Origin of the sequence: Clostridium pasteurianum DSM 525 = ATCC 6013, from assembly GCF_000807255.1 — a bacterium.
In the GTDB taxonomy this organism is placed as follows: domain Bacteria; phylum Bacillota; class Clostridia; order Clostridiales; family Clostridiaceae; genus Clostridium_I; species Clostridium_I pasteurianum.
Genome location: NZ_CP009268.1, coordinates 3,560,314 through 3,586,951 on the forward strand (window position 1 = coordinate 3,560,314; position 26,638 = coordinate 3,586,951).

The following is a 26,638-nucleotide window of genomic DNA, read 5'->3' on the forward strand; positions in this document are numbered from 1 at the left end:
CTATTTATCTCCTTCATTATAAATATCTAATTTTAAGTTAGATTGAGTTTTATTGAACTCTTCCATTATTTCTTTATCCGAAGGATGTATATATGTGTTTAAAGTAGTATAGATATTTTTATGACCAGCTCTTATTCTAAGTAATTCAGGTTGCCATCCTGCCATTCTAAGTACTGTTAATGAACTGTGTCTAAACATATGTGGCGTAGCATATATATTAGTTTTCTTTACCAATTTTCTGAATAAATTATCTATATCAATGTAGTTCATTGACTTATATTGATGTTTACCACTTATTTTTATAAATACATGATTAGTTTCAACTTCATCAGTATGGTATTCAGCTATATATTCCATAAACATATCAGCTAAATTTTGTGAAATATCAATTCTACGAGGACTTGATACTGTCTTAATCTCTGCATTATTCTCAAGTTCACCTCGGTCTTTGATGTCAATAATCATATCACTTACATCAAAATCTTCTATCCATAAACTCAAGGCTTCGCCTATTCTCATACCTGTTTCATAGAGTAGTAATAATAAAAACTTATCTCTTAGATTATTACAAGCTCTAACGAGCATTTCTATTTCATCTTTTTTTAAAGTTTTAGGTTTGGATTTTGGAACTTTGATCCTTAATATATTGCTTGTAACTTTCTTCTGTTCATGAGCTATTCCATATAAAAATCCTTTAAAATTTCTACTTGGAGCAGATAAAAATTTCTTTAACCTATCTGAAATATTGTTGCTATATTCTTCATGTCTTAAAATATAGTCATAGAACGCTAAAACTGTATTTACTATTACATTGATAGTTCTTGGACTTCTTGCTGAATCTATTTTATCTGTGGGAATAACCTTTAGACTCTTATAAGGATTTTGTAACCAATTCACAAATAATGCTAAGTCATCAATAGTTACCTTTTGAAAATTCAATTCCCTTTGTTCTAAATATTCAAAATATAGCTTCAAATGTTGACAGTACATTCGCAAAGTATTTCTTGCATAGTTTGTATTATCCCTAAACCTAATGAACTTTAATATTGATTCTACAGGCAACCCCTCTTTATCAGCTACATAATATCTCTCTTTATCATCTTCAGTTCTTACTTTTACTACTTCCATATTTCTATCTTCACTCCTATGGTCTATTTATTCTAACCATAGGCTTTACTATAATTACTTTAATTATTCTAACTATTTATATAGTAATTTAAGTTATATTCTTATATAAAAGTAGTACATAAAACACTGTAAATACTATTTAATTTCCTACACTATATTTCTTAATTTAAATTATTTTATATAAAAATGACAAAAATACCCTTCATCCCTGAAAGGGACGAAGAGCATTCGCGGTACCACCCTAATTAAAGCCTATTTTAGACTTTCTCTTTAGTAGAAAAAAATATTTCTTTCCCCTATAACGTGAGGAACACGTCTTTATCTATTATAAGAACAACAGGATAGTAAATAATAAAAATTTTATTTTTCAATAAATCCTGTAATCCCAATTTCTCAATAGGAAACTTAGAGGCTGCCTTCTATAAGGTATACTATTGGATTTTCAGCTTAGATATCACTATTAAAATGCAATTATAATTTTTCATTTTTATAAGATATCTTATCCAACTCTCTTAAAATATAAAACTTATATACTCTTCCTCATCATAGTCTTTACAATTAGTTTTTAACAATTATATCAAAATAGTTACTACTATTCAAGATTTTTAGATATTATTTATTTCCGCTGCTTTTACTATCTGTATTATTTTTATCAGATTTCTTTGACTTGAACTTTGAAACTATTTCTGGTACTAAATTAATCAAGCTATCCAAATTACTCTTGCCGGATATAGGTAATAATGTAACTTTATCTCCTGTTACTGCAATTACCGCATTGGGAGTAACCTTGGCTGCAGCTCCAAGACCCGTTCCATTTTTAGAATTTTCTTCACTTTTACCACTATTATTTCCTGCTCCTGTACCACATCCAAAAGAAAGACTTACTATTGGAACCAATGTAGTCTCCCCTATTGTTATTGGTTCACCTATCACAGTTTCAGTTTTTAAAAAATTCTCTAAGTTATTAAATAAGGTATCTAGATTTTCTTTTAAAGAAGCCTGACTATTCATTTGCTACCTCCTTATATATAAAGTATTTCTTAGGTGCAACTCTCTATATTTAAATTAACTTTAAATAAATTATATGGATAAACACCTAATCTTTAATCTTATTTTACAAAAATCTCTATTAATATTTAGATATGATCAATAATTATGTAAGAATTTAAACTTTTGTTAATATAAACTTTCTTAATTCTTTTTCTCTTAATACTTTTACAATAACAAATATAATCTTAAAAAGATTTACTTTTCCTTTAGCCTCAATTAATATATTTAAGACAATTTTGTCGAAAACAGGAGAAACATCTATTTTTACTAAACTAAAATTTAGTTTTATTATTGATAATACAGAACTTATAGCTCCTGTAAAAAAAGGATCTTCAAACCCATATACTCCCTTTATATTAAAAGTGTTAGGTTTCAATATTAAAAAGACATCCCTTAAATAGGATAATACTTTTTTTAAAAAATTTAAATCTAAATTTTTTAAATTAATTTTAAATTTTTTATTTATAGATTTGCTATTTTCTATGTATTTATTTCTATTTTTTTTAAAACTGGAATAAATACGTAGATTAAAAAAATAAACCTCTATTTGAAATTGATCTGACAAATTAAAAACAATAATTTTAAATATACCTATTAACCAATTTACATGAACTTTAACTTTAAAATTTTCTCTTGTATTACCTTCTATAAAATAATTATAAGGAATAAGCAATAACATAATTAATAAAATTACAGCTATAATAAATATTATAATAAAAATTTTAAAAGCTAAAATTATTCCAAACATTATTTACCCACTCTCTAAAATACAAAAATTCCATTTATAATTAATTATGAATATATATCTGAAAATTCAATATTAATTCTTTCTGTATTTGTTTCATAAAAAGCTTTATTTTCAGCACTTTTATCTACATGTACCACTGGTAAATTTATAATAAAATTACTTCCAACATCAACTTCACTTTCAATATCAATGGTCCCTCCATGTAATTCTACAAAAGATTTTACTAAAGATAAACCAAGTCCAGTTCCTTCTCTATTTCTGCTGAGTGTTTTATCAACTTGTCCAAATCTTTCAAAAATCAATTTCTTTTTATCTTCTGGTATGCCTATTCCAGTATCCTTTACCATAATAGAAACATTTTCTCCTTCATCTATTACATTAACTAGTATCTGCCCACCTGAATTTGTAAATTTAACAGCATTTGAAAGTAAATTCAACATAATTCTTTCAATTTTATCTGCATCCACAGCTGTTATTTTTTCTTCTACATTAGTATCGAAAATAAGTTTAATACCTTTACTTTCCACATAATCTGATATAGATAGAGTTATATCTTCTATCATATTTACAATATTAGTATTTTCCAATTGAAGTTTTAAAAAACCTGTATCATATTTAGTTATATCCAGCAAATTATTTATAAGTTTTAATAACCTATAACTATTTGTTCTCATAATGTCCACATAATCATTTCTCTTTTGTATATAATTGCAGTCTCCATCCTTATTATACAACTTTATCATCTGTAATGCAGAAAATATAAGATTAAGCGGAGTTTTTAACTCGTGAGATATATTTATAAAGAATTCTGTAATAGTTTTATTAAATTCTCTAGATTCCTGTAAAAGTTTTGTATTTCTTTCTACATCCTTCTGTAATTCTAGCACTTCCTTTTCAAAAGTTATGTTTCTTAAAATGCTGAGAATAGCAGGTTTTCCCTCATAAATAAAAAAACAAGAGGTATTTTCAATAGCTATAATTTCATTATTTGCATTTAATATTTTTTCCTCAAACACGAATTTAGGCAATTTTTCTTTATATATTTTACAAAATTTGTCCTTTAAGTTAGCTTTACCTTCATCTGGTAAGAAACATAAAATAGATTTTCCTATAATATCTGAATAACTATTAAATCCTAAAAGTTTAGCTGCACTTTCATTTACGAATATCAATTTATTATTACGATGTACCAAAATAGCTTCATAGGAATTTTCAATAAGTAAATCATAACAGGATTTATTCTTTATCAAATTTTCTTCCATAAATCTTCTCTTCTCATCATTCTGTTCTAATTTACTGTTTAAAAGCTTTAATTGTACATCCTTATTTGCAATTCTCTTGTCTTCCATTTCCTTATAATGTCCTAATGGCCAGGCTGTTAAAATAAATACCCCCACTATAATCAAATCATTTTGAAAATAATAATTTATATCTCCCACAGAAACATAGGTAAAATCTATAATTAAAATTATGGCAGAAGAAATACATGCTGTAATCATTCCCATTCTCTTTCCAAGTTGAAGTGTAGAAGATATAATTACAAGCAAAAAAAGACATTTTATTTGGTTTGAATAAGTGTTAGTTATGAGTATCAATGTAGTATAGATCCCAATAAGAATACTATTTTCAACAGTCCTTATTATAAAATTGTATTTTAGTCTATATATTTTGGATATCAGATGAGAAAAAAACCACCACAAGAATATTGCCAAAAATACAAGTAATCCTGTAGAGTTTATCTTCAAAAAATTATTATAGTTATATCCAAATAAATGGTTTTCAAATATTTTCTCATATATTACAATAACACAAAAAAATAGTGATGCTAATTTCACTATAGAAATTATTTCATTTATTCTTTTTTCTTCATTTTGCTGAATTTGTTCCATATTATTCTCACACACCTATTTTAAAAATGAATAATATAAGGACCATTATGGCCCTTATATTATTTCTTTTGTAAGCATTTTGGTTCCTTGGGCTGATAGAAAGAAAAAGTGCAAGCTGAAGCTGAAGTAGAAAATGCTGTACGCTTAAATATGACACTGATGTTTTTTTTAAGAGTATTTTTTAATTTATTCTTCATTTTTTCACTTCCTTACAATATATTTTAAGATATTATCAATCTTTCCCATAATAACATGTCCTAGAACTGTTAGTGAAAAGCATTGCCAAAACACTCCAAAGCATATACATTCCAGTATCTTTAGTAAAATTATGTATGCAAAGTTAATGTATAAAATTGTTAATAAAATCAATAAAACTGATATTAAAGTCATAACTAATATTGACATATTTTTTAGATTTTTTCTCATTTCCATATTAACTATAGGTTTTGCTGGACTGTCTACAGGTGCCAATTTTAATATAATATAATAGGAAAATATTAAAATTATTATTGCTATTACATTGACAAACTTGAATGGAATATAATTATAAATTTTATTTACAATTATTGGAAAAAGTATTGAAATACAAGTGCCAATAACTATACATCTGTTAGGAGAATCTGAATGTACTCCCCCTGAATATTTTCTAAGTATAATAATTGTAAAAGTTATTGCTAAACTCTCCAAGAACACTCCAAATATTACTCCAAATATTATTACAGATATTATATTTATTGATTTTAAAATAAAAATTAATGCACCATATTCTATCATCTCTAATTCATCTTTATCTATTTCTGAGGCATTACATATATTTGACACAATACTTTTAGACAATTTTTCAACCAAAAACATTCTGAAGTTATCTCCTAACAAACTTATTTATAAACATATAAAATAACAAAACTACAATCGCAAACATAAATAAAGACGGCATAGTAAGTAAAAATTTAAAATAATCATTAGAAAATCTATCTATATTAAACAAATCATTTAATATGATAACATTTATCCATTCACATAAATAAATAGATATTACAGAAATAAATACTGAAATAATACTTATATTAATATTTATCTTAATAATATTAATTCCTATTATTATAAAAACTATCATATTAATCATAGTATTTACTCCAAAACTAATAGGAAGTAATCTCACTAAGTAAGTTATAACTGCTAAAATCAAACTAGCTACAATAAAGCTTTTCCTAGATATTTTTTTATTTGCAAAAATGTATGCAACCATTACTATCAAAAAAGACTCCGGAATAGTTCTGAAGAAAAACTCCAATGCCGATAATTTTAACATATAGCACATCCTTCCAACAATATCCTTAGGAATATTATACCACGTTATAATAAAAAATAAAATATATGTAAAAAATATATTTAATAGTAAAGTAATTGTTTTTTTATGGAATTATTATAAAAAATCTGATATTTTATTTTATAATGATTGTAATTTTATTCACTATACAAAATAATCCTGTAAAAATATACAATTTTTATTGTATTCATGTATTCTAATCATTATTTCTAGATATATATAATTTATTATGTTTATCTTTGAACTTATCATTAAACTTAAAAAGTACAAATACTATTATCATAAACATAATTAAGGATGGAGTGTCATATATTATTTTTAATATATCATTTTTAAATTTATTTATTTTTAAAATATACATTACTACATAGGTATTTATAAGCTCACAGACTATAATTGATATTATAGATACAAGTATAGAAAGAATTGCTCTATTTATGGATATATTGAGAATGTATACTCCAATTAAAATAAAGATTATACTAATCAATACAGTATGCACCCCAAACATAATGGGTAATAATCTCACTAGATATGTTGAAATAGCTAAAATAATTGTAGCTCCTGCTATTGATTTTTTAGAAATACTCTTATTACAGAATATGCAAGCTACCAATACTATTAAAAAAGATTCCGGTATACCCCTAAAGATAAATTCCATGGGAGTTAATTTTAACATATATATCATCCTTTCAACATAATCCTCACGATAAAGATTTATATATCTTTTACCAAATAATTTTATCTATGGTGATAATTTTAGATGAGTTATACAGGGATGTAACACTATTATCTCCTCATTTAGCAGAATGTAAGTTAGTGCAGAATCTATGCGTAAAATAAAAAACTCTTCTCACGGATTCTTATCCCAGAAGAGTTTTATACATTATTATTTGTATATAGATACATTTTTTATTGTATAAATTATTATAAAGTCATCAATACAAAATTCTTCCATCCTTCAATAAATTATACAATATTTTTAAAATATTTCAAACATTTTTTTGTAAATTTTTATATAATTCATTATTCTTCATCATAGATATCTAAAAACGAATGCTTTTCGCCATTCTTCTCCCAACCTACAATGGAATTCAAGTTCACATTTTGTGCAGATTGAAAAATAGACTTATCCACATCTCTAAAATTCTTTTTTAATTCACCTATCAAATCTTTAACTTCTTTTCTTTTACTGGAGGTTTTTTGTGCTGCTACTATACATCCACAATTCATAGTAGCTAATCCATTATTCCTTACAAATTTTTTAATATCATCTTCTTCAATATAATACAAAGGCCTTATTAATTCCATATCTTTAAAATTTGTAGCCTTTAATTTTGGCTTCATAGTTTTAAAATTACCTGAATATAAAACATTTAGCATAGTCGTTTCTATAACATCATTAAAATGATGTCCTAATGCCAATTTATTACATCCTAATTCTTTGGCTTTATTGTAGAGCGCTCCCCTTCTCATTCTTGCACACATATAGCAAGGATAGTCTTTAGCTATATTTTCTACCACTTCAAATATACCAGACTCAAAAAGATGTACAGGAATATTTAGATATTCACAGTTGTTAAGTAGTAATTCTCTATTACTTTCGTGAAAACCAGGATCCATGGCGATAAATTCTAATTCAAAGTTTATCTGAGGATGATTTTTCAATTGTTGAAATAATTTTGCCATAAGCAAGCTGTCCTTCCCGCCAGAAACAGCCACTGCAATCTTATCTCCTTCTTCCACCAATTTAAAATCCTTAATTGCTCTTACAAATTTCGTCCATAAATACTTTCTATATCTTTTAATAATACTTCTCTCTATTTCCTTTAGCGGTTTTCTTTCACATAACGGTATTAATAATTCACAACCGCTTCCTGCAATACTACTCATATCCACACCTCATTTTATTCTATTAATACTATTCATTTTAAGTATTATTAAAATATTTTTCAATATTATTTTTCCGTTAAATATTCTATATAAATTTAAATTGTGTTACATCAAAAAGTCCTTTATCTGTAATTCTTATCTCTGGTATCACAGGTAAAGCCAAAAAAGATAATGTAATAAATGGATCTATATTTTTATTGATTCCAAGTTTTAAAGCCTCTTCAAGCATTTTATTCAAAGTTGTTTCCACATATTCAGAACTCTTATCACTCATTAGTCCTGCTACTGGAAGCGGCAGAGTTCCTTTAATTTTTCCATTACTTACAACAGTATAACCACCATTTACTTTTTTAATCTCATCAATAGCCAATAACATATCTCTATCATTATCGCCTATTACAATCAAATTATGAGAATCATGAGCCACGGTACTGGCTATAGCCCCATTTTTAATATTAAAATTACTCACTATACCAAGCCCTATATTTTTTGTAGCTTTATGCCTCTCTATTACTGCTATTTTTGAAAATAACTCATCAGCTACAAAATTACCTTCTAATGTTTTTACCTTTAACTCTCTCTTTTTTGTAATCAACTCATGAGGCAAAAGTTCTATAACTTCAGCTGTATTATTTTCAATCTTTATTTTCAAATCTTCAATAGTTATATTTTGCAATCTTACAGTGTTAAGTACATTATTGTCATCTATTTTTATATTTATTTTTGTACAAACTTTTTTATTTTCATAAATAACCTTTCCACGATAAAATACTTTATCTATACTTAGGTCTTGTAAGTTATTTAATATCAATATATCTGCGGAATATCCAGGAGCTACAGCACCTAACCTTTTTAATTTATAGCACTGAGCAGAATTTATTGTAGCCATACATATAGCATCTATTGGATTTACTCCATACTTCACTGCTTTTTTTATATTGTAACTTATATGGCCTTCTTTTCTTATGTCTTCCAAATGTTTATCATCCGTACAAAAAATACACCTTTCAAAACTCATATGATGTTTAATAAGTCCCTCCACTAAATTTTTAAGATTTCTAGCCCCAGAACCCTCTCTTATTTGAAGATACATTCCAAGCCTTAATCTTTCTAAAGCCTCCCCTATAGTGGAACATTCATGATCTGTCATAATACCAGCAGTCCTATAGGCATTTAGTGCCTCTCCTGTAAGATTTGGAGAGTGACCATCAATAATCTTGTTATCAAATAAATCAATTTTTTTCAACATTTTTTCATGGCCGTTAGTTACAGCCGGATAATCCATAACCTCTCCAAGACCTAATATTTTATCATTTGATAAAAATGGTTCAATAAGTTCCGCTGTTAAATCTGCTCCATTATTCTCAAAAGATGTACTTGGTACACTGGAAGGCATCATATAATATATATTTAATGGCAGCCCTTTTGACTGATTAAGCATAAAATTTATTCCATTGATTCCACAAACATTAGCTATCTCATGGGGATCTGCTATAAGCGTTGTAGTTCCGTGGGGAATTATTGACTTTGCAAACTCTCCAGGAGTTACCATAGTAGACTCTATATGCATATGGCTATCTATAAATCCAGGGCAGACATATTTACCCTCAGCATCTATTTCCCTAACCCCGGAATAATTACCTATACCTACAATTTGATCCTTATAAATTGCTATATCTCCCTTTATTATTTCCTTTGTAAACACATTAACTATATTTGCATTTTTAATAACTAGATCTGACTTTTCCCTTTTCATAGCTATATTTATTCTATGTCTTTTTAAATTTACGCTCATGTATTACTCCTTTCTCAATATAATTGATGTAATATAAAATTTTATTGAAACTTCTCGTACAAACTGATAAAATCTTTAATGACAGTTCGAAAGCCTCCTGTCATTAAATAAAACTACGGCATTAAAAAATATAAATAAAATAGGTAGTTATGGGATTTTATAATCTAATATGCACTAATGCTGTAATTTCTAAATTTAAAAGGCTTACTAAAAAAGTGGAGGATAAATATGAAAAATTTTTTTCAAACAAGAAATCTAGTAAGAACAGCAATGACAGCAGCAATTTATGGTGCATTAACCATAGCAATCTCATCTTTAAGTTATGGACCAATTCAGCTAAGATTTACAGAAATTATGGTACTGTTAGCTTTTATAGATTATGGCTACATACCAGGACTGGTACTTGGCTGTGTAATAGCAAATATATTTAGTCCAATGGGGCTTGTAGATATGGCTTTTGGAAGTATTGCAACTCTTATATCCGTCTTTTTAATAAGCAAAACTAAAAATCTATTAATGGCAACAATATATCCTTCTATTGTCAATGGTATAGTAATTGCTTTAGAACTACATTTTATATTAAATTTGCCACTTTTATTGAGCTTTGGAGAAGTAGCTTTAGGAGAATTCATAGTTGTAACTTGTCTAGGCTATCCTATTTTTAGAACTATATTAAAAAATACAAAGTTGGTAAAATCACTAAAGTTCTATTAAAAATATAATTATAAGTGCATGACATTTTATAAAACATGCCATGTACTTATAATCTTTTAATACATTAGTAATTTGATTATAACTATATATTTTTATTAATATATAACTTAACATAAACCTCTTTATCTACTATGTTTAAATCTATAATTTGGATACCGGAAAAATTTTTCAAAAGGAATTTATTCGCCTTCACAATAACCACTTTATTGTGTATATATATAAAATTGTCACCATCCGTTTTCTTTAAAAAACCCATAAACATATTTATAATATTATCATTAGAATTTAAAGTGAAATAAATCTTGCCCTCTTTAAATTTATTAAAAACAAGAATGACCTTAATACTAGGTAAAAATCCTATGCCAACGGTTATTTCAACTTCTTTATCATTAATAGCGCCTAAGCTTCTTATCCTCTTTTTATCGTAATCCGCATTCTTTTCAATTAAAGTTAAAACCTCATCCATAGAAATATTTAAACGTGCCATTAATATAATACTCCCTACATATTATTTATACATTATTATATAATATGATTGTATCACACATATTTGTCTTTATATTAGTTATTTTTAGAAATATTATTATTTCTTCCTATAAGAACAATATTTTTCCACTTACCCTTTCTAAATCTTATTATATATAAAATTCCCCTCACAAACCAATCTGTATACATTCCAATCCAAACTCCTATTAGTCCTAATCCCAGCGGAATCCCAAGTACATATCCAAAAGTAATTCTAAATATCCACATACCTATAATAGAGGTAATCATGGTATATTTGGCATCCCCTGCCCCTTTAAGACCAGCAGGCAAAACAAAAGAAATTGCCCAGAGGCACATAGCTAAACCATTTATTATTAAAAGCTTAGTAGTTAGATTTATAATCTCCAAATTTTGAGTATAAAGAGATGAAATTATTTTAGAAAAAGGTATAAATATTATACCTACTGATATTAATGCTAACGTAGAAAGCTTTGTCATATATAATAAGCATCTTTCAGCCTCCTCTATTTTTCTTCTGCCCATATATTGTCCAACTAGTGCAGTAGCTGCTATACTCAATGCATTACCTGGTATATTAAGCATATTACTTACAGAAACTGCTATGGCATTGGACGCTATAGCTATAGTACCTATATCTACAATATATACTTGCGTAATTAATTTTCCACAATTAAAAAGTAATGATTCTACACTTGCAGGAATACCTATGCTGAAAATTGGTTTTAATAGCTGTTTGTTAAATTTAAATTCAGTTAATTTAGTTAATTTTATTATTTTTGTTCCCCTCAAAAGAACCAGTAAAACGGTTATTGCTCCTATTATTCTGGCAAAGGCAATTCCAAGAGCAGCACCTTTTATTCCTAACCCTGGAGTATTTATTTTAATAATGCCATCATCAATATTTATTCCATATATAAGTATAAAACTTAAAATTACATTTATAAAATTCATAAATATACTTATTTTCATTGGGGTTTTACTATCACCAGCACCCCTTAATATTCCATTGCATATTAAGTTCAAAGCTATAAGAGGATAAGTTAAAAGTGTTATACCCAGGTAAGTATAAGTATCTCTTATAACTTCACCCTCAGCTGAACCAAAAAGCAAAGATATAAGCAGATTACGAGATATCCATGTAATTAAGGTTATTCCAAAGGATATTAAAATTCCTGAATATAAAACTTGTTTCATAGATTCATTTGCAAGTTTATCATTTTTTTGTCCAATAAATTGAGCAACTACAACCGTCCCTCCTATTGCCAGTGCTGAAAAAAATGCAATAAATATATTATTTATTGAATCTACCATTCCAATTGCAGATACTGCCTCTTTTCCTATATTACCTGCCATCATGGTATTAATCATTCCCATAGACATTACAAATAACTGCTCTGTAAATATAGGTATTGTCAGATTAAATACATCTTTTCTTATAAATCTTACAGATTTCAACTTAAGTCATCTCTTTTCCCTTAAATATTAATATATTTTAAATTATGACTATTGATGTATACGTTTTAGCAAAATACATCCAAAAAATAAAGCGTTATTTTTAGGATAAATCAAACTATTATAAAATTCAATATATAAATAATACAAAAAACTGGAACAAAATAAGAATTAATGCATATGATAGTAATAATTGCTTTAATTGAAAGGGTGGTAAATTTGAAAGTTATAATTATTGGCGGCGGCTGGGCTGGTTGTGCAACAGCTATTACAGCCAAAAGAGCAGGTGCAGATGTAAGTCTATACGAAAGGACTGACTTATTACTGGGTCTAGGAAATGTAGGCGGAATAATGAGGAACAACGGAAGATATACAGCCGCTGAAGAACTTATAAACTTAGGTGCAGGAGATTTAATCCACATAACAGATAATAATGCCACACATAAAAATATTCACTTTCCATCTCATGAACATGCCTGGCCCTATAATGTAAATAATATTGAACCAGAAGTAAAAAAACATTTAATTAATTTGGGAATAGATATAAATACATTATCTAAAGTTGTAAAGATAAAAAAACTTGAAAATAAAATTCTAAGTATAAAACTTGAAAATGGAAATTTTATAGACGGCGATGTATTTATAGATGCTACTGGTTCCACAGGTGGTATGAATAATTGTTATAAATATGGCAATGGCTGTGTAATGTGCATACTAAGATGCCCTACTTTTGGCGGCAGAGTAAGCATTAGTGCTCTAGCTGGAGCAAAAGATATAGTATCGGAAAGAGAGGATGGCAGCTTTGGTGCCTTTAGCGGCTCCTGTGAAATATCAAGAGAAAGTATATCTAAGGACTTATTAGATAAGCTTGATAAGGATGGAGTAGTAACACTTAAAATTCCAAAAGAGGATATTAATCTTGAAAAGTTAAAGTTAAAGGTCTGCCAGCAATATGCCCTTGAAGAATTTGCTGAAAATTTGGTATTGTTAGATACAGGACATATAAAGCTTATGACTCCCTTTTATCCACTGGATAAATTGAGAAAAATTAAAGGTTTGGAAAAAGTAAGATTTACAGACCCTTATTCAGGTGGAAAAGGTAATTCCATAAGATACTTAACAGCTGCTCCAAGAACTAATGATTTAAAAGTTGTAGGTATAGATAATCTATTTTGTGCAGGTGAAAAGTCCGGTTTTTTTATAGGACATACTGAAGCTATGTGTACTGGTTCTTTAGCTGGCCATAATGCAGTTAGATATTTAGCCAAATTACCCCCTTTAATACTGCCAAATTCTACTGCTATAGGAGATATAATTTCCTATTCAAATTATAGAGTAAACAATACGGCAGATGGCAAAAAAATCAAATTCACTTTTTCTGGAGCAGAATATTTTGAAAGAATGAAAAAACTAGGACTTTATTCTACTGACAATAAAGAAATAAAAAATAGGATAGACAAATTAGGACTTACAGAACTTTATAATAATAAATTACTACACAATTAAGAATTATTTTTATATTTAATTCACAGCTTATTTATACACAATGGAGGTAAGAGACGAAACAAACATCAAAGTGTAAAGTTCAAAGAACAAATATCAAATAAAAATATTTTTCTTCCGTTACACTACAGAAAAATTTTCAAGTTTTAGTTCGTCTTTTTCTCCATTGACATAAAAAGAACGTACATAGATTTGATTTACACAAATCTATGTACGTTCCCTTAAAGTCAATAGCTTTAACAGTGCCTTTATTAATATATTATATTTTCATCTGAGTCATCCTCTTTATAACCCTGTCTTTTGACTCACATATTAAGCTTAACTCTCCATCTTCTATTTTAGTTTTTAAAACTACAGTATGCCCCCATAATTCATATATATATTTTATAGTAGATTCAGCATAACCCATATTAAGTTCTCTTCCATCAAAAACATGTTCAAGAGTCAATGTCTTATCTCGTATAGACATATCTGTTATTCTAATATAAGGAATCATCCCCATACCACAGGAACTGCAAAGAGTATTTCTTATATTTATCCACCCTTTATCGTCTGGAATATCCTTTATTACATAGTTTTCATTTTCTTTTGCATATTCAAATAAATTGAGGTCATAGCAAAGTTCCTTTGTTAGGTATCTTCTTATAAAGGATTCATCTCTTTCAAGTTTTCTTACTTCAAATATCTTCTCTTTTCCATATTTTTTGTGTAAATATTCAAACATTTTAAATCCTATAAAATAAGGATTTATAAATCCTATACCAGGTGCGATAACATCATTATGGCGTTTTATGAATTCTAGATATAGTTTATCAGGAAGATTCAGCTTTTTTAAAATATTATAATGACAATAACTTGCCCATCCTTCATTCATAATTTTAGTCTCTATTTGTGGTATAAAATAGGATGTTTCTTTACGTACTACCTGAAGCAGATTTTTTTCCCATTCGCTTAAGTCTCCGTATCTTATGATAAAATATAATAAATCATCTTCTGTCTCAAGAGGTATTTTACTTATATCAGGAGCCTCATCTTTTTTATAAGGCTCCAATATACTTCTATTAGTATTTTTATTAGTATACTCCTTTATTATTCTTCTTTTAAGCTCCTCATCAGTTATTCTCTTTTCTCCTACAACTCTTGAAGTCTGAAGCTTAATAGCATGAGCAGCATCCAGTATCCTTTCAACACTCTCATATCCAATACTTGGATCTTTTATATAACTTCTTACCATATCCGCATCAGTCTTAAACATTTCAACGGTATAATCTGCTCTGGTACCCTCTGCAAAAAGTCTGTTATTTTTGAAAAAATCATTATGACCATATACATGTGCCATAGTTAATATCTGTAATAGTAATGTATTCTCTTTCATCAAATAGGCAATACAAGGATCTGAATTTATAACCATTTCATAGGGAAGACCACTTAAATTATAACTGTAAGTAGTACTATTTTTTTCATATGCTTTTCCAAAACTCCAATGAGGATATCTAGAAGGCATACCAAGGTATGCTTCATAGGCAAGCATATCTTTATATCCTATTATTTCAAATTCCTGATCATAATAGTCAAGTCCAATATCATCTACTATATTTTCAATTTTCTTATTCCAATCTTCTAAACTAGCTACAGTATATTCCAAATATATCACCTCACTTGTTCCTTTTTCAGCATATCTTTAAGCGCAGTCCATAAATCATTTTTCTGCTTAATGGATACAGCAACAAAATTCTTATTTGGAACTTCCTTTACAAGTTTTTCTTTTATATTAGTGGAATAATATCCACTCATAATCTCTGCATATCCAAACATATTGCATACTTCGGAAAGTTTCTTTGAAGCTGCAACTGCTCTAGCATTATCTTCTGTCCAGTTGTCACCATCACTAACATAGAAGGTATATATATTCCAATTAGATGGATTATATCTTTTGTCTATAATATCCAATGCCATATTTAACCCACTGGATATATAGGTACCACCAGACTCTACCTTATGAAAAAATTCAAATTCATTTACCTCTTTTGCTACTGTTGAATGTGCCACAAAGGCTATTTCTACGTTGGAATATTTTGTTCTTATAAACTGAGATAGAATGAAAAAGAAAGATCGCGCCAAATATTTCTTTGTATTATCCATGGATCCAGAAACATCCATAACACATATAATTACTGCATTGCTTTCCCTTTTAAAAGTTTTTTTTATTCTATAATATCTTAAATCTTCATTTCTAAAAGGAAATCTCACTATTTCTTCATCGATGTTTTCTTCTCTCAGTGCTCTTTTCTTTCCCTGCTGTCTTTTTAATTTTTCTACAACTGTTTTCTTTTTTGCAAGACGAGGATTGATACCATGCCTTTGATATCCAGCCTTTTTTGTTCCATTTTCAGTTAGCACTTTTGCATATTTCTTTTTATCCATTTCTGGTAGTTCTAAATCATTAATAAGATAATTCATTACATCTTCTAAAGTAATTTCTGTTTCGTAGATATCTTCCCCTTCTTCATTACCAGCACCTTTGTTACCTTTACCTCCGCTTTGAGAGCCATCTTTTCCTATGACCTGCCCTCTCCTTTCACTTCCATCACCACTGCCAACTCCAGGTGCATTTTTTCCGTATATAAACTGGTATTCTTTTATTCCTCGTATAGGTATTTTTATTTTTTTATCTTTCGTCTGTCCTATTATACTCTCTTCTGAAAGTATATCCCCAAGATTTTCTTTTATAGACTTTTCAACAAGCTGACGATGTCTTCTTCTGTCCTCCACTGCTCTATCATGACCTAAAGGAGTTGAATTATGATCTCTGAATAATGCCATAATATCAATCCTTCCATAAATTGTTCGCAGCGTATTTCAATACTACATCACAGCAATGATCACAATATCCATTTTCCTTCATCTGTTGCACCATAGCATTATATTTTTCATCCTGCTCTTTATCTCTCACTCTTGACTTAGTTATTATTCGTGACAAATCTTTAACCGAAGTAGTTAATTTCTTCTCTATAGCTTCCTTTAAAGGTTCATACGCAGTATAATCAATTTTTCCGCCATTTCTTACTACATAGAACATATAGGAAGTAACATCGCTTCTAAAACCTTTAGCTGAATTCTCTGAAATTCCAATTTGCTCTTCTATTGATCTCATGAATTTTTCATCTGGCTGAAGCTCTTCACCTGTAGATTTATCTTTAAGTTTTGTTTTATTTACATAAGCTTCTGCATTATCCAAGTAATTATTGAATAAACTTTCTGCCTGTTCCCTGAAGCTATTTATAAATGCCTTTGTAACTTCCTTCTCCAAAGTCTTATTATATTCTTTTCTAATAGTATCTTGTATAAATCCTAAATACTTTTTCTTTTGATCTTCTGCTATATCTAAATCTTTAACAGATTTAATTATACTCTCCATAATACTTAAGGGATTTATGCATTCATGTTCAGAAACTGAAAGAGCATTATCTATTGCTTTTATTATGAATCTTGTTGATATACCATGCATACCTTCGTCAAGTCCAGCTTCTTCTCTAAGTTCAGAAATATCTATTTTTTTAGTAGTTCCCTTCTCTACAATATCCTCTCCGTTATATATTTTAAGTTTTGTGAGTGGATCTGCTTTATTTGAAGGTTTCAATCTACTTAATATAGCAAATTCAGCAGCTGTTTCTATGGTATGCGGAGCTATATGAGCCTTAAATTTACTCTTTTTCAGTATTTTATTATATATTTTTACTTCTTCATTTAACTCCAAGCAATAAGGCACTTCAACTTTTACAATTCTATCCAATATAGCTTCATTGGTATGATCTGATTTAAATCTATTCCACTCAGCTTCATTGGAATGGGCAAGAATTATACCATCAAAATATATCATTGAACCTTTTCCTGGTGATGGTACAGATTTTTCTTGTGTAGCAGTTATAATAGTATGCAGATACTCTACATCATTCTTAAATACTTCTATAAATTCTACAAGTCCTCTATTACCAACATTAAAAGCTCCATTTAAAGAGAATATTCTAGGATCATCTTCTGAGTACATATCCATTTTGGATATATCCACTGAACCTGTCAAAATAGAAGTATCCTGATTATTAGGATCTACTGGTGGTACAACCCCTATCCCTTTTCGTGATCTTATTGAAAAATTACTAGTTTCCACAGGGAATTTTTCATACTGACCATCATATTCATGTAATAATTTATATTTACATGCAGGGCATAAATCACCTTCAATTTCTATTCCTAAAAGTTCTTCAAATTTTTCTCTAAGATGATTTGGTATTAAGTGCAAAGGTTCTTCATGTAAAGGACAATCCTTTAAATGATATACAGGCGGAGCTGATTCTAAGGACTTTTTAAGAGCTTCTACTAAAGAAGATTTTCCTGCTCCTACTGGTCCAACTAGATATAATACCTGTCTTGATTCTTCACCCTTCATTGCAGCAGAATAAAAATAATTTACTATTTTCATAATAACTTTATCTATGCCAAAAAAGTCATCTTTAAAAAAATTATATTTTTTGATAACATCATTGCCATATATTTTTCTTATTCTAGGATTTTCTTCTGGCTTCAATACTTCAAAACCACGTCTCATAATTATGTCATACAACCTTTTATGAGATAATTTAGCTACGTCTGGATCCTTTTTAACAATATCAAGATAATCCAAAAATGTTCCTTTAAATTTTATGTTATTTCTACCTTCTCTGTCATTTTTTATTAAGTCTTTAAATTCCATACTGCACCCCCTGAAACAAATTTATATTTAATCATGTATAGTCTTTTAATTACTTGTTTATAAAATATATATGTTACTACCCTGCCATAACATGATAAATAATTAAAAAAAAACGTATTAGATTTTTTCTAATACGCTCTTAAACAAGTTATCTCTAGGTAAATCCAGAAAAATATAAATTTATATTAATATTCTTCAATAGTATTTTTACTTTTATTTTCGCTATCTTCTTTGCCGGAATACAACCTTACGGCAGTTATTATAGCTCCTATACTGCACAATACTGCTGCTCCAATAAATACATACTTCATACCATAGATAAATACATCATTTCTTCCCTCTATATAATTTGTAACTCTGTATCCTATTTTATAGCTCATTCTATTATATAAAATTAAAGTAGCTAATGAAACTCCAAGAACCATTCCTAAATTTCTCACAAATGCATTTATACTGCCAGCTATACCTAGCTTATTTTTACTTACAGTAGACATAACTAGAGAATTATTAGGTGATTGAAACATACCATTTCCTATAGTCATAATAGCTATAAACATAGCTGTAATAATCAAACCTGAATTTTCATTTAAATTAGACATCAATATAAAACCTAAGCTCATAAATATAAGTCCAATAAAAGTAAGAAATTCTGAGCCTATCTTATCCGATAGATAACCGCTTACAGGAGCAACTATAGATAAAATTATTGGTGAAATCATCATAAATAAACCAGTTATAGCCGGTGATAATTTTAGTACATCTTGAAAATAAAAAGGTAAAATAATAGTCATTGCACTAAGAGCTATAAATGATACAAATCCACAAAATATACTTAAGGAAAATAAATTGTTTTTGAAAATACTCAGTTGAAGTAATGGAAGTTTTACTATATTTTCAACAATTATAAATAGTATTAAAGATATTATAGATATTATGAACCCAATAATTATTATAGGATGATTATATCCTGTATTTTGCCCATGAACTAATGCCCCAAATAGAGTTACTATACTTATTACGAAAAAAGCTGCCCCTTTAATATCCAATCTTTCATTTAATTCCGCTGTACTCTTAGGAAATATTTTCATCGAAAGTATGAAAGTAACTATACCTATAGGTACATTTATTAAAAATATGTACTTCCAACTTAGTACGGATAAAATAAATCCTCCTATAGGCGGTCCTACCATTGCTCCTAAGGCTACAAATGTTCCAATTGTTCCAAGTGCTCTACCCCTTTCATTAGATGGGAACACATGAGTTGCAATTCCCTGACTATTAGACATGGTAGCCGCTGCTCCTATGGCCTGAATTCCCCTTGCCATAACTAATATAAGAAGAGAATTTGTCATACCACATAAAAAAGATCCGATGGTAAATAAAATTATTCCCAATTGAAATATTTTAGTTTTGCCTTTAATGTCCCCTAATCTTCCGAATATAAGAATCGTAGCAGATATGACTATCAGATAGCTGGTAACTACCCATTCAATAGATGCCATATTCACACCAAGTTCTTTAGACATTACAGGTAAAGCTACATTTACAATACTTGCATCTAAACAACACATAAAAGTATTTAATACTACTGTAAGCAGTATTAACCATCTATTCTTATTTAGAACACTTTTATTTTTCAAAATTCCTCAGTCCTTTCTACACATCTTCCTTTATATTTTCTAGCATTTACTAATACTTTATTTAAAAATTCAATTCCTATTTTTTTTTCTTCCTCACTACATCCATCCACTATAATAGATATCCAATTATTTATAATAACAAGAATTTCAGGAACAATACTTTTTCCCTTATCCGTTAAAAATAATTTATAAGCTCTTATATCCTCTTTATTTTCTCTTTTATATATGTATCCCAATTCTATAAGCTTTTTAATAGCTCTAGCAGACATGGCTTTATCTACATTTATTTCTTTACTTATTTCATTTTGACTTATTGCAGGCTTTCTGCTCAGTATAATTAAATATGGATATAGTCCTGTGCTCAATTTGAATTTTTCAAGTCTTTTATCCATGTAACACTGGGTAATTCTATATATTTTTGCATTAAATTTAATCAAAGATGTTATTTCATCATTCATATATGGTATCCTTTCTTATAACTCGTTAGATATATAATATATCATTATAGTTGAGTAGTCAACTATCAATACAATTTAAACTTTAATTTACAATTGTAGGATATGTCCATCAAGTTGATATTAAAAAGATTATAGGAGTTTAATGATGAAAAGAATATAGAGAAACCACTAGGATTTGCCAATATTTTATCAAGGGTTATTTATTGTATAAAATTATATTATGACTTCATTATTGTACACTTAAAAATTAAAGTGATAATATTAAAAATTGTATTATAAAAGTTAATATAATTTGAAATAGATGTTAAGATTTGGCAAACATATCCGATAAATTAAATAAAAAATATGGGAGGAATTGATTAATGTTGAGATTGAATAATAATATATATTCACAGCTTAATAGAAATATATATTACAATTTTAGAAGTCAGCAGTTGAAATTAATACAATCTTTAAATAATTTGGCTAAAAGAAGTTTAAATAATAATTCATCTTCAGACAGTATATCCATTGATACTGGAAAACAACTTATTGCAAATAGACAACAGCTTTCATCCCTTACAGAAGTACAAGGCAAGAATATTCAGCAGTTTACTGCAAATAATAATGTGCTTAATTTGAATAAAGGTTCTTTTTATAAGCTGCAGACAAGTTCTGGTACAACATCCATATTTACAGTTGGTGATAATGGCAATGTTTATATGCCTTTTTCTCAACTTGGCTTAGATAGCGATTTGACCTTACCATCATCAGACTACGGTGAAATAAGTAAAACATCGAGACTGATTTCAAGCCTTGCAAAAGATAAAACTGCTTTTCTTGTTCGTACTGGTGGATATAGTAATACTGAAATTAAAGATATATTGAATAATGTTGGTATTAAGCCAGGATGGTTTCAAGTTAATAGCGATGGAAATTCCAATAAGTTTTATTTAACAGATAATGGACTTATATATCCAGAATATCAGGTTGAAGCTGAAAGACGTGCATTTAATCAAGTAAATTGGTTTAAAGATGGATATACAAGTAACTCTGTATTTGTAATTGAAGGAAAAGAGTATAAATTAGATGGAAATGGTCACTTAAATGTTCCAGAAGGTGTTGGATGTCTTTCGGATAATACTAAATTTATTAAATAAATGTTTTTATGCATTGGGTTTTAAATAAAAGTAAGCCTATTTTGGTAAATACTAAATTTTAGGGTATATCTAAGGTTCAAATAATACTTTAAGTAGGTTTGAATAATTGATACACCATTTTTATAACACATCCATTATATTATCTCTACAATTTATCGCTTTAATATACATATAACCATCCTCTATTGAAATCACCGAAGCAGTTCCATGCATTATTTTAAACCTATAAAAATAATCATATTGATTAAAAACCAAAGACAGAGCACAGGCAATTACTCCACCGTGGGTAACCACAAGTATATCTCCTCTCTTACTGCTTACCTCTTCAATAAAGGCTTTAGTCCTATTAAAAACCTCTATTAAGCTTTCTCCTTTAGGTATTTTATAATTCAACGTATCTTTTACCCAAGCTTTGCTTTCCCTAGCATATTTGCTTTCTATTTCACTATAGCTTAAACCTTCAAATATTCCAAAATTCATTTCAGAAAGCCTGCTATCTATTTTATAATTTTCATCTAACAATTCTGTGGTCTTGACAGCTCTTTTTAAAGGACTACTGTAAACTTCATGAAATTTTATTTTTTGCAGATACTTTTTTATACTCTTTATTTCTTCTATTCCCTTCTGAGATATTTCTGAATCAATTACACCTGCATATACATGTTTATGATTTAATTCAGTACTACCATGTCTTACAAAAACTATATTCATCTCATTAATACAAGAAATACTGTAAGAGCAACTATCTCACTTAGTTCGCAATTAGCCCCATACACATCTCCTGTAACTCCTCCTATTATTTTATAGGAATACTTCATAAACATCAGTGAAAAAATAATTGCTGCAAATAATGCTATCAAAAAAGCATATTTACTAATAATCACTCCAATAATAATCAATATTAAAAGCGTTACAGCAAAATATAATTTTGAGTTTTTACTCATAAATATCTCTCCCATACCACCTGGTCTTGCAGACTTTCCAAAGGAAAGAAGCATTGCAATCATAGTTCTCCCTATAGCACAGGATAAAATAAGTGCTGGTATTGCTGCTTCTATAGTCATGCTTTTTAACAAAACATATTTAAACAATATATCAAATACTATGGAAATAACTCCAAAGCTTCCAGCTCTGCTGTCCTTCATAATTTCAAGTACTCTCTCTCTACTCCTTGAAGAGAAGAATCCATCGCAGGTATCAGAAAGTCCATCCATATGAAGTCCTCCAGTAACTATTATAAGACTTAAAACTGCCCCAGCAGCTGCAAAATCCTTATTAAAAAAACTCAATAAATAATATACTATAGCTGCTATTCCACCTATTATCATTCCTATTATAGAAAAAAAAGCAGGAGTTTTTGCAAGAATTTTCTTCTGAAAATCCACCTGTATATTTACTGGCAGTCTAGTTAGAAATTGAAGTCCCAGTATAAATGCTTTAAGCATATTATTTTATCCTCCTTGGTATGCCGCAGGTTACAAGATAGACTTCTGTAGAAAGTTTAGCAATTTTTTGATTTATCCTTCCAATTATATCTCTATAAACCCTAGCCAAATGATTTTCCGGAACTATAGAATATCCCACTTCATTTGTAACCATAACAATATTTCCATCTATAGCTTTAATTTTATCTATTAAAGATTTTATTTCTGTCATAATCGTGTTTTCCACTTCTCTTTGTTTCTCAGGTGAAATAATTTCGCAATCTTTAGTAATATCAAACATAATATTAGAAGTAAAAACTGTGATACAATCTAGAATATAATTTTTTTTGTCCACCACCGCATTTTTTATATTATAATTACCTTCATAAGTAATCCATTCACTAGGTCTTGACTTTCTATGTAATTCAACTCTTTGTTTCATTTCTTCATCATATATTTTTGCCGTAGCTATATAGACAACTTCCTTGGTTCCACTAAACAAAGATTCAGCAAAGCCACTTTTTCCACTTCTTGCTCCCCCTGTTACTAATACTATCTTTCCCATTTAATCACCTTATATCTATTAAATAATCTGTTTCCATTTTCAATTCTTCAAAAGTTTTCATATTATTAATCACAGCCAGTGCTGATTCTATTATATTAAAAGCCAGTGGACATCCTGAACCTTCTCCTAGTCTCATTTCCATATGTAAAAATGGCCTCATATTAAGCTCCTTCATTATATATTCAGCTCCAGGTTCCATTGACAGATGAGATGGAAACATAAATTCTCTGGCATTTTTATTCAATCTATAAGCACAAAGTGCAGCTACAGATGATATAAGACCATCTATGACAATTGGTACTCTATTCTTTGCTGCTCCTAAAAAACATCCACATAATCCAGCAATGTCAAATCCACCTACTTTTGATATTACATCTAATATATCATCTTTATCCGGATTATTAAATTCTATAGACTTTTTTATAACATTTTTCTTATTTTCAAGCATTTTATCAGTAATACCAGACCCTTTACCGCATAAATAGTCTGGATCCATATCTAAAAGTACACTTAATACTGCTGTACTGGTAGATGTATTTCCAATTCCCATTTCTCCTGTACCAAAAAGGTTATAGCCTTTCTTTACCAAATCATCTACTATTTCTATCCCAACTTCTATAGCCTTTATGGCTTCTTCTTTAGTCATTGCCGGACCCTTTTTCATATTTTTAGTGCCATAGGCAATTTTTTTATTTATTACATGCTTATTGTTAAAATCATAGTCCACCCCTATATCTACAATGGTTATATCTGCTTTTGCCTGGGAAGAAAGGACACATACTCCCGATAGACCTTTAGTGAAATTCTCTGTTACAACGGCTGTTAAATTTTTAGGACAGGAACTGACACCTTCTTCAATTACTCCATTGTCGGCACACATTATTATTGTATTTTTCTTTTTTATATTATTATTTATCTTACCAGTTATCCCGGCCATCCTCCAAGATATTTCCTCTAGTTCGCCAAGACTACCAATAGGTTTTGCCAAAGAATCCAATCGCTTCTTGGCTAAAACAATTTTGTCATCATACAATGGTTCTATATTCTCTAATGTTCCATTAAATAAATCCATAAATCCCCCAAATAAGATATTTAATTTTAACATCTTATATTTCTAACATAAATTGAAATTTACACAGTGTCAATATAAATAATTTTGTTTATATGTATATAAGAAACCACATACCTTATACAATTCTTTCAGATAAATAACAATCTAAATTGTAGTTTACTAAGATTCACTATTATCTGATTATATGCACATTAATATTTTAATGTCAATACAAAACTTTACATTTTCTATAAAGCTCTTACCATGTTAAAATTCTTAATATTGTAGTATAATTAAATTATACAATATGTTAATAATCAAATTAATATCTACAGTATTATTATATAATCAACAATAATATTGATAATTTGTTAAAGGATTGGAGATGAAATAAATGAATATTAAAGCTATTGCACCAAAATATAAGGATTATATAGTAGAATTGAGAAGACATTTTCATAAATACCCTGAACCGAGTCTGCAGGAATTTGAAACTTCAAGAAAAATACGAAGCGAACTGGATAAATTGGGAATATCCTATAAAATATCCAGCAATACCGGTACAGGTATACTTGCAACCATCGAAGGTGGAAAAAAAGGTAAAACTATTGCTCTTCGTGCTGATATAGACGCCTTGCCTATTACCGAGTGTAACCTTATAAATTATAAATCAAAAAATACAGGATATATGCACGCTTGCGGTCATGATGGTCATATGGCTTCACTACTTGGAGCTGCACGAATACTAAAAGAAATACAACCTGATCTTAGTGGAACTGTTAAACTTATCTTTCAACCAGGAGAAGAAGCTGGAAGTGGAGCTAAATCTCTAGTTACCGAGGGCTTTTTAGATGGAGTTGATAGTGTATTTGGTATACATTTAGTTCCCGATATAGATTGTGGTAAAATATCTATTGAAGGTGGCCCTAGAATGGCTTCCTCAGATAAATTTAAAATAACCGTAAAGGGTAAAAGCGGACATGGTGCAAAGCCAAATTTAGCTGTAGATGCCCTAGTTGTAGCATCAGCCATAGTCTTAAATTTACAATCCATTGTAAGTAGGGAGATAGACCCTTTAGAACCAGTGGTAGTAAGTGTAGGTACCATGACTGCCGGAACTCAATATAATGTAATAGCAGATACAGCAGTACTGCATGGTACTACAAGATGTTTTAACAATGAGGTACGAAAAAATATTCCTCATGCTATAAAACGTGTAATTCAAAGTACAGCGAGATCTTATAAAGCCGAAGCAGATCTAGAATATGATTTTACTGTTCCACCAGTAATAAATGATTATACTCTTGCTTTAATGGGTAGACATGCTGTAGAAGAAATATTGTCTATAGATGCCATAGCTGAAAAAAAGACATTTTTAATATCTGAAGACTTCGCTGAATATCTTCAAGAAGTTCCTGGAGTTTTTGCATTAGTTGGTGCAAGAAATACTGAAAAAGATGCTATTTATTCACTGCACAATGACAGATTTAACATTGATGAGGATGCTCTTCAAATAGCTAGCAGTTTATATGCTGAATACGCTTATGAATATTTAGAAAATTCAAAATAGTACAGTTTTGTTGGAAAAGACGAAGCAAGAAT

25 protein-coding genes are annotated in these 26,638 nt (G+C 28.8%); 4 read left to right on the forward strand and 21 right to left on the reverse strand.

Features of this window, described 5'->3' with window-relative positions:
* The 10 genes from CLPA_RS16065 to ade all read right to left on the reverse strand — a co-directional run bounded on the left by CLPA_RS16065 (position 1) and on the right by ade (position 9,833).
* Complete coding sequence (locus CLPA_RS16065) at positions 1-1,128, reverse strand: tyrosine-type recombinase/integrase (RefSeq protein ID WP_003448282.1); 1,128 nt, start codon at positions 1,126-1,128, stop codon at positions 1-3.
* Positions 1,129-1,740: 612 nt separating this feature from the next.
* The gene (locus CLPA_RS16070; protein ID WP_003446599.1) at positions 1,741-2,139 is read right to left on the reverse strand and encodes a GerW family sporulation protein; all 399 of its coding nucleotides are present in this window, start codon (positions 2,137-2,139) and stop codon (positions 1,741-1,743) included.
* A gap of 154 nt (positions 2,140-2,293) precedes the next feature.
* Positions 2,294-2,926, reverse strand: coding sequence for a DUF2953 domain-containing protein (locus CLPA_RS16075; protein ID WP_003446597.1), 633 nt, complete (start codon positions 2,924-2,926; stop codon positions 2,294-2,296).
* A 44-nt stretch (positions 2,927-2,970) separates the two neighbouring features.
* Positions 2,971-4,815 carry a PAS domain-containing sensor histidine kinase gene (locus CLPA_RS16080; protein WP_003446594.1) on the reverse strand — a complete coding sequence of 615 codons (1,845 nt, stop codon included), beginning with the start codon at positions 4,813-4,815 and terminating at the stop codon, positions 2,971-2,973.
* Positions 4,816-4,874: 59 nt separating this feature from the next.
* Positions 4,875-5,012, reverse strand: coding sequence for a cyclic lactone autoinducer peptide (locus CLPA_RS20590; RefSeq protein WP_003446592.1), 138 nt, complete (start codon positions 5,010-5,012; stop codon positions 4,875-4,877).
* A gap of 4 nt (positions 5,013-5,016) precedes the next feature.
* Positions 5,017-5,670, reverse strand: coding sequence for an accessory gene regulator ArgB-like protein (locus CLPA_RS16085; RefSeq protein ID WP_003446590.1), 654 nt, complete (start codon positions 5,668-5,670; stop codon positions 5,017-5,019).
* 7 nt (positions 5,671-5,677) lie between these two features.
* A complete protein-coding gene (locus CLPA_RS16090) occupies positions 5,678-6,127 on the reverse strand; it encodes a hypothetical protein (protein ID WP_003446588.1) in 450 nt (149 codons plus the stop codon).
* 214 nt (positions 6,128-6,341) lie between these two features.
* Positions 6,342-6,824: a hypothetical protein gene (locus CLPA_RS16095; RefSeq protein WP_003446587.1), complete on the reverse strand. Its 483-nt coding sequence runs from the start codon at positions 6,822-6,824 to the stop codon at positions 6,342-6,344.
* Between the two features lie 347 nt (positions 6,825-7,171).
* Positions 7,172-8,038: a tRNA 2-thiocytidine biosynthesis TtcA family protein gene (locus CLPA_RS16100; RefSeq protein ID WP_003446585.1), complete on the reverse strand. Its 867-nt coding sequence runs from the start codon at positions 8,036-8,038 to the stop codon at positions 7,172-7,174.
* Positions 8,039-8,123: 85 nt separating this feature from the next.
* Positions 8,124-9,833, reverse strand: coding sequence for an adenine deaminase (ade, locus tag CLPA_RS16105; RefSeq protein ID WP_003446583.1), 1,710 nt, complete (start codon positions 9,831-9,833; stop codon positions 8,124-8,126).
* A gap of 228 nt (positions 9,834-10,061) precedes the next feature.
* On the opposite strand from ade, the gene CLPA_RS16110 reads away from it, so the two are divergent.
* Positions 10,062-10,547: a QueT transporter family protein gene (locus CLPA_RS16110; protein ID WP_003446581.1), complete on the forward strand. Its 486-nt coding sequence runs from the start codon at positions 10,062-10,064 to the stop codon at positions 10,545-10,547.
* An 82-nt stretch (positions 10,548-10,629) separates the two neighbouring features.
* Here the strand turns inward: CLPA_RS16110 and CLPA_RS16115 are convergent, their stop codons facing one another.
* Both CLPA_RS16115 and CLPA_RS16120 read right to left on the reverse strand, forming a co-directional pair.
* Complete coding sequence (locus CLPA_RS16115) at positions 10,630-11,034, reverse strand: hypothetical protein (RefSeq protein WP_003446579.1); 405 nt, start codon at positions 11,032-11,034, stop codon at positions 10,630-10,632.
* A 74-nt stretch (positions 11,035-11,108) separates the two neighbouring features.
* Complete coding sequence (locus tag CLPA_RS16120; protein WP_003446570.1) at positions 11,109-12,509, reverse strand: MATE family efflux transporter; 1,401 nt, start codon at positions 12,507-12,509, stop codon at positions 11,109-11,111.
* Between the two features lie 216 nt (positions 12,510-12,725).
* On the opposite strand from CLPA_RS16120, the gene CLPA_RS16125 reads away from it, so the two are divergent.
* Positions 12,726-14,012 (forward strand): FAD-dependent oxidoreductase, encoded by a 1,287-nt coding sequence (locus CLPA_RS16125; protein ID WP_003446568.1) that lies wholly within the window; start codon positions 12,726-12,728, stop codon positions 14,010-14,012.
* Between the two features lie 256 nt (positions 14,013-14,268).
* Here the strand turns inward: CLPA_RS16125 and CLPA_RS16130 are convergent, their stop codons facing one another.
* The 5 genes from CLPA_RS16130 to CLPA_RS16150 form a co-directional block, all read right to left on the reverse strand.
* The gene (locus CLPA_RS16130; protein WP_003446566.1) at positions 14,269-15,654 is read right to left on the reverse strand and encodes a SpoVR family protein; all 1,386 of its coding nucleotides are present in this window, start codon (positions 15,652-15,654) and stop codon (positions 14,269-14,271) included.
* Positions 15,655-15,659: 5 nt separating this feature from the next.
* A complete protein-coding gene (gene yhbH, locus CLPA_RS16135; RefSeq protein WP_003446565.1) occupies positions 15,660-16,832 on the reverse strand; it encodes a sporulation protein YhbH in 1,173 nt (390 codons plus the stop codon).
* A 4-nt stretch (positions 16,833-16,836) separates the two neighbouring features.
* The gene (locus tag CLPA_RS16140) at positions 16,837-18,759 is read right to left on the reverse strand and encodes a PrkA family serine protein kinase (protein ID WP_003446563.1); all 1,923 of its coding nucleotides are present in this window, start codon (positions 18,757-18,759) and stop codon (positions 16,837-16,839) included.
* 185 nt (positions 18,760-18,944) lie between these two features.
* Positions 18,945-20,399: an MFS transporter gene (locus tag CLPA_RS16145; protein WP_003446562.1), complete on the reverse strand. Its 1,455-nt coding sequence runs from the start codon at positions 20,397-20,399 to the stop codon at positions 18,945-18,947.
* On the reverse strand, positions 20,396-20,857 hold the full coding sequence (locus CLPA_RS16150) for a MarR family winged helix-turn-helix transcriptional regulator (RefSeq protein ID WP_003446561.1): 462 nt from the start codon (positions 20,855-20,857) through the stop codon (positions 20,396-20,398). Before CLPA_RS16150 ends, CLPA_RS16145 begins: the two co-directional genes overlap by 4 nt.
* A gap of 362 nt (positions 20,858-21,219) precedes the next feature.
* Between CLPA_RS16150 and CLPA_RS16155 the strand changes: the two genes are divergently transcribed.
* Positions 21,220-21,996: a hypothetical protein gene (locus CLPA_RS16155; RefSeq protein WP_003446560.1), complete on the forward strand. Its 777-nt coding sequence runs from the start codon at positions 21,220-21,222 to the stop codon at positions 21,994-21,996.
* 120 nt (positions 21,997-22,116) lie between these two features.
* On the opposite strand, the gene CLPA_RS16160 is transcribed toward CLPA_RS16155, so the two are convergent.
* From CLPA_RS16160 to cobT, 4 genes are read right to left on the reverse strand one after another with little or no spacing between them, the layout of a single operon-like run.
* Positions 22,117-22,707, reverse strand: coding sequence for a histidine phosphatase family protein (locus CLPA_RS16160; protein ID WP_003446558.1), 591 nt, complete (start codon positions 22,705-22,707; stop codon positions 22,117-22,119).
* Positions 22,704-23,441 carry an adenosylcobinamide-GDP ribazoletransferase gene (gene cobS, locus CLPA_RS16165; protein ID WP_003446556.1) on the reverse strand — a complete coding sequence of 246 codons (738 nt, stop codon included), beginning with the start codon at positions 23,439-23,441 and terminating at the stop codon, positions 22,704-22,706. The genes CLPA_RS16160 and cobS overlap by 4 nt, the downstream gene beginning before the upstream one ends.
* A gap of 1 nt (position 23,442) precedes the next feature.
* Positions 23,443-23,985 (reverse strand): bifunctional adenosylcobinamide kinase/adenosylcobinamide-phosphate guanylyltransferase, encoded by a 543-nt coding sequence (cobU, locus tag CLPA_RS16170; RefSeq protein WP_003446550.1) that lies wholly within the window; start codon positions 23,983-23,985, stop codon positions 23,443-23,445.
* A gap of 4 nt (positions 23,986-23,989) precedes the next feature.
* Positions 23,990-25,057, reverse strand: coding sequence for a nicotinate-nucleotide--dimethylbenzimidazole phosphoribosyltransferase (gene cobT, locus CLPA_RS16175; RefSeq protein WP_003446548.1), 1,068 nt, complete (start codon positions 25,055-25,057; stop codon positions 23,990-23,992).
* Between the two features lie 373 nt (positions 25,058-25,430).
* Here cobT and CLPA_RS16180 point away from each other — a divergent pair, with 373 nt between their 5' ends.
* Positions 25,431-26,606, forward strand: coding sequence for an amidohydrolase (locus CLPA_RS16180; RefSeq protein ID WP_003446547.1), 1,176 nt, complete (start codon positions 25,431-25,433; stop codon positions 26,604-26,606).
* The last annotated feature ends 32 nt before the right edge of the window (positions 26,607-26,638 follow it).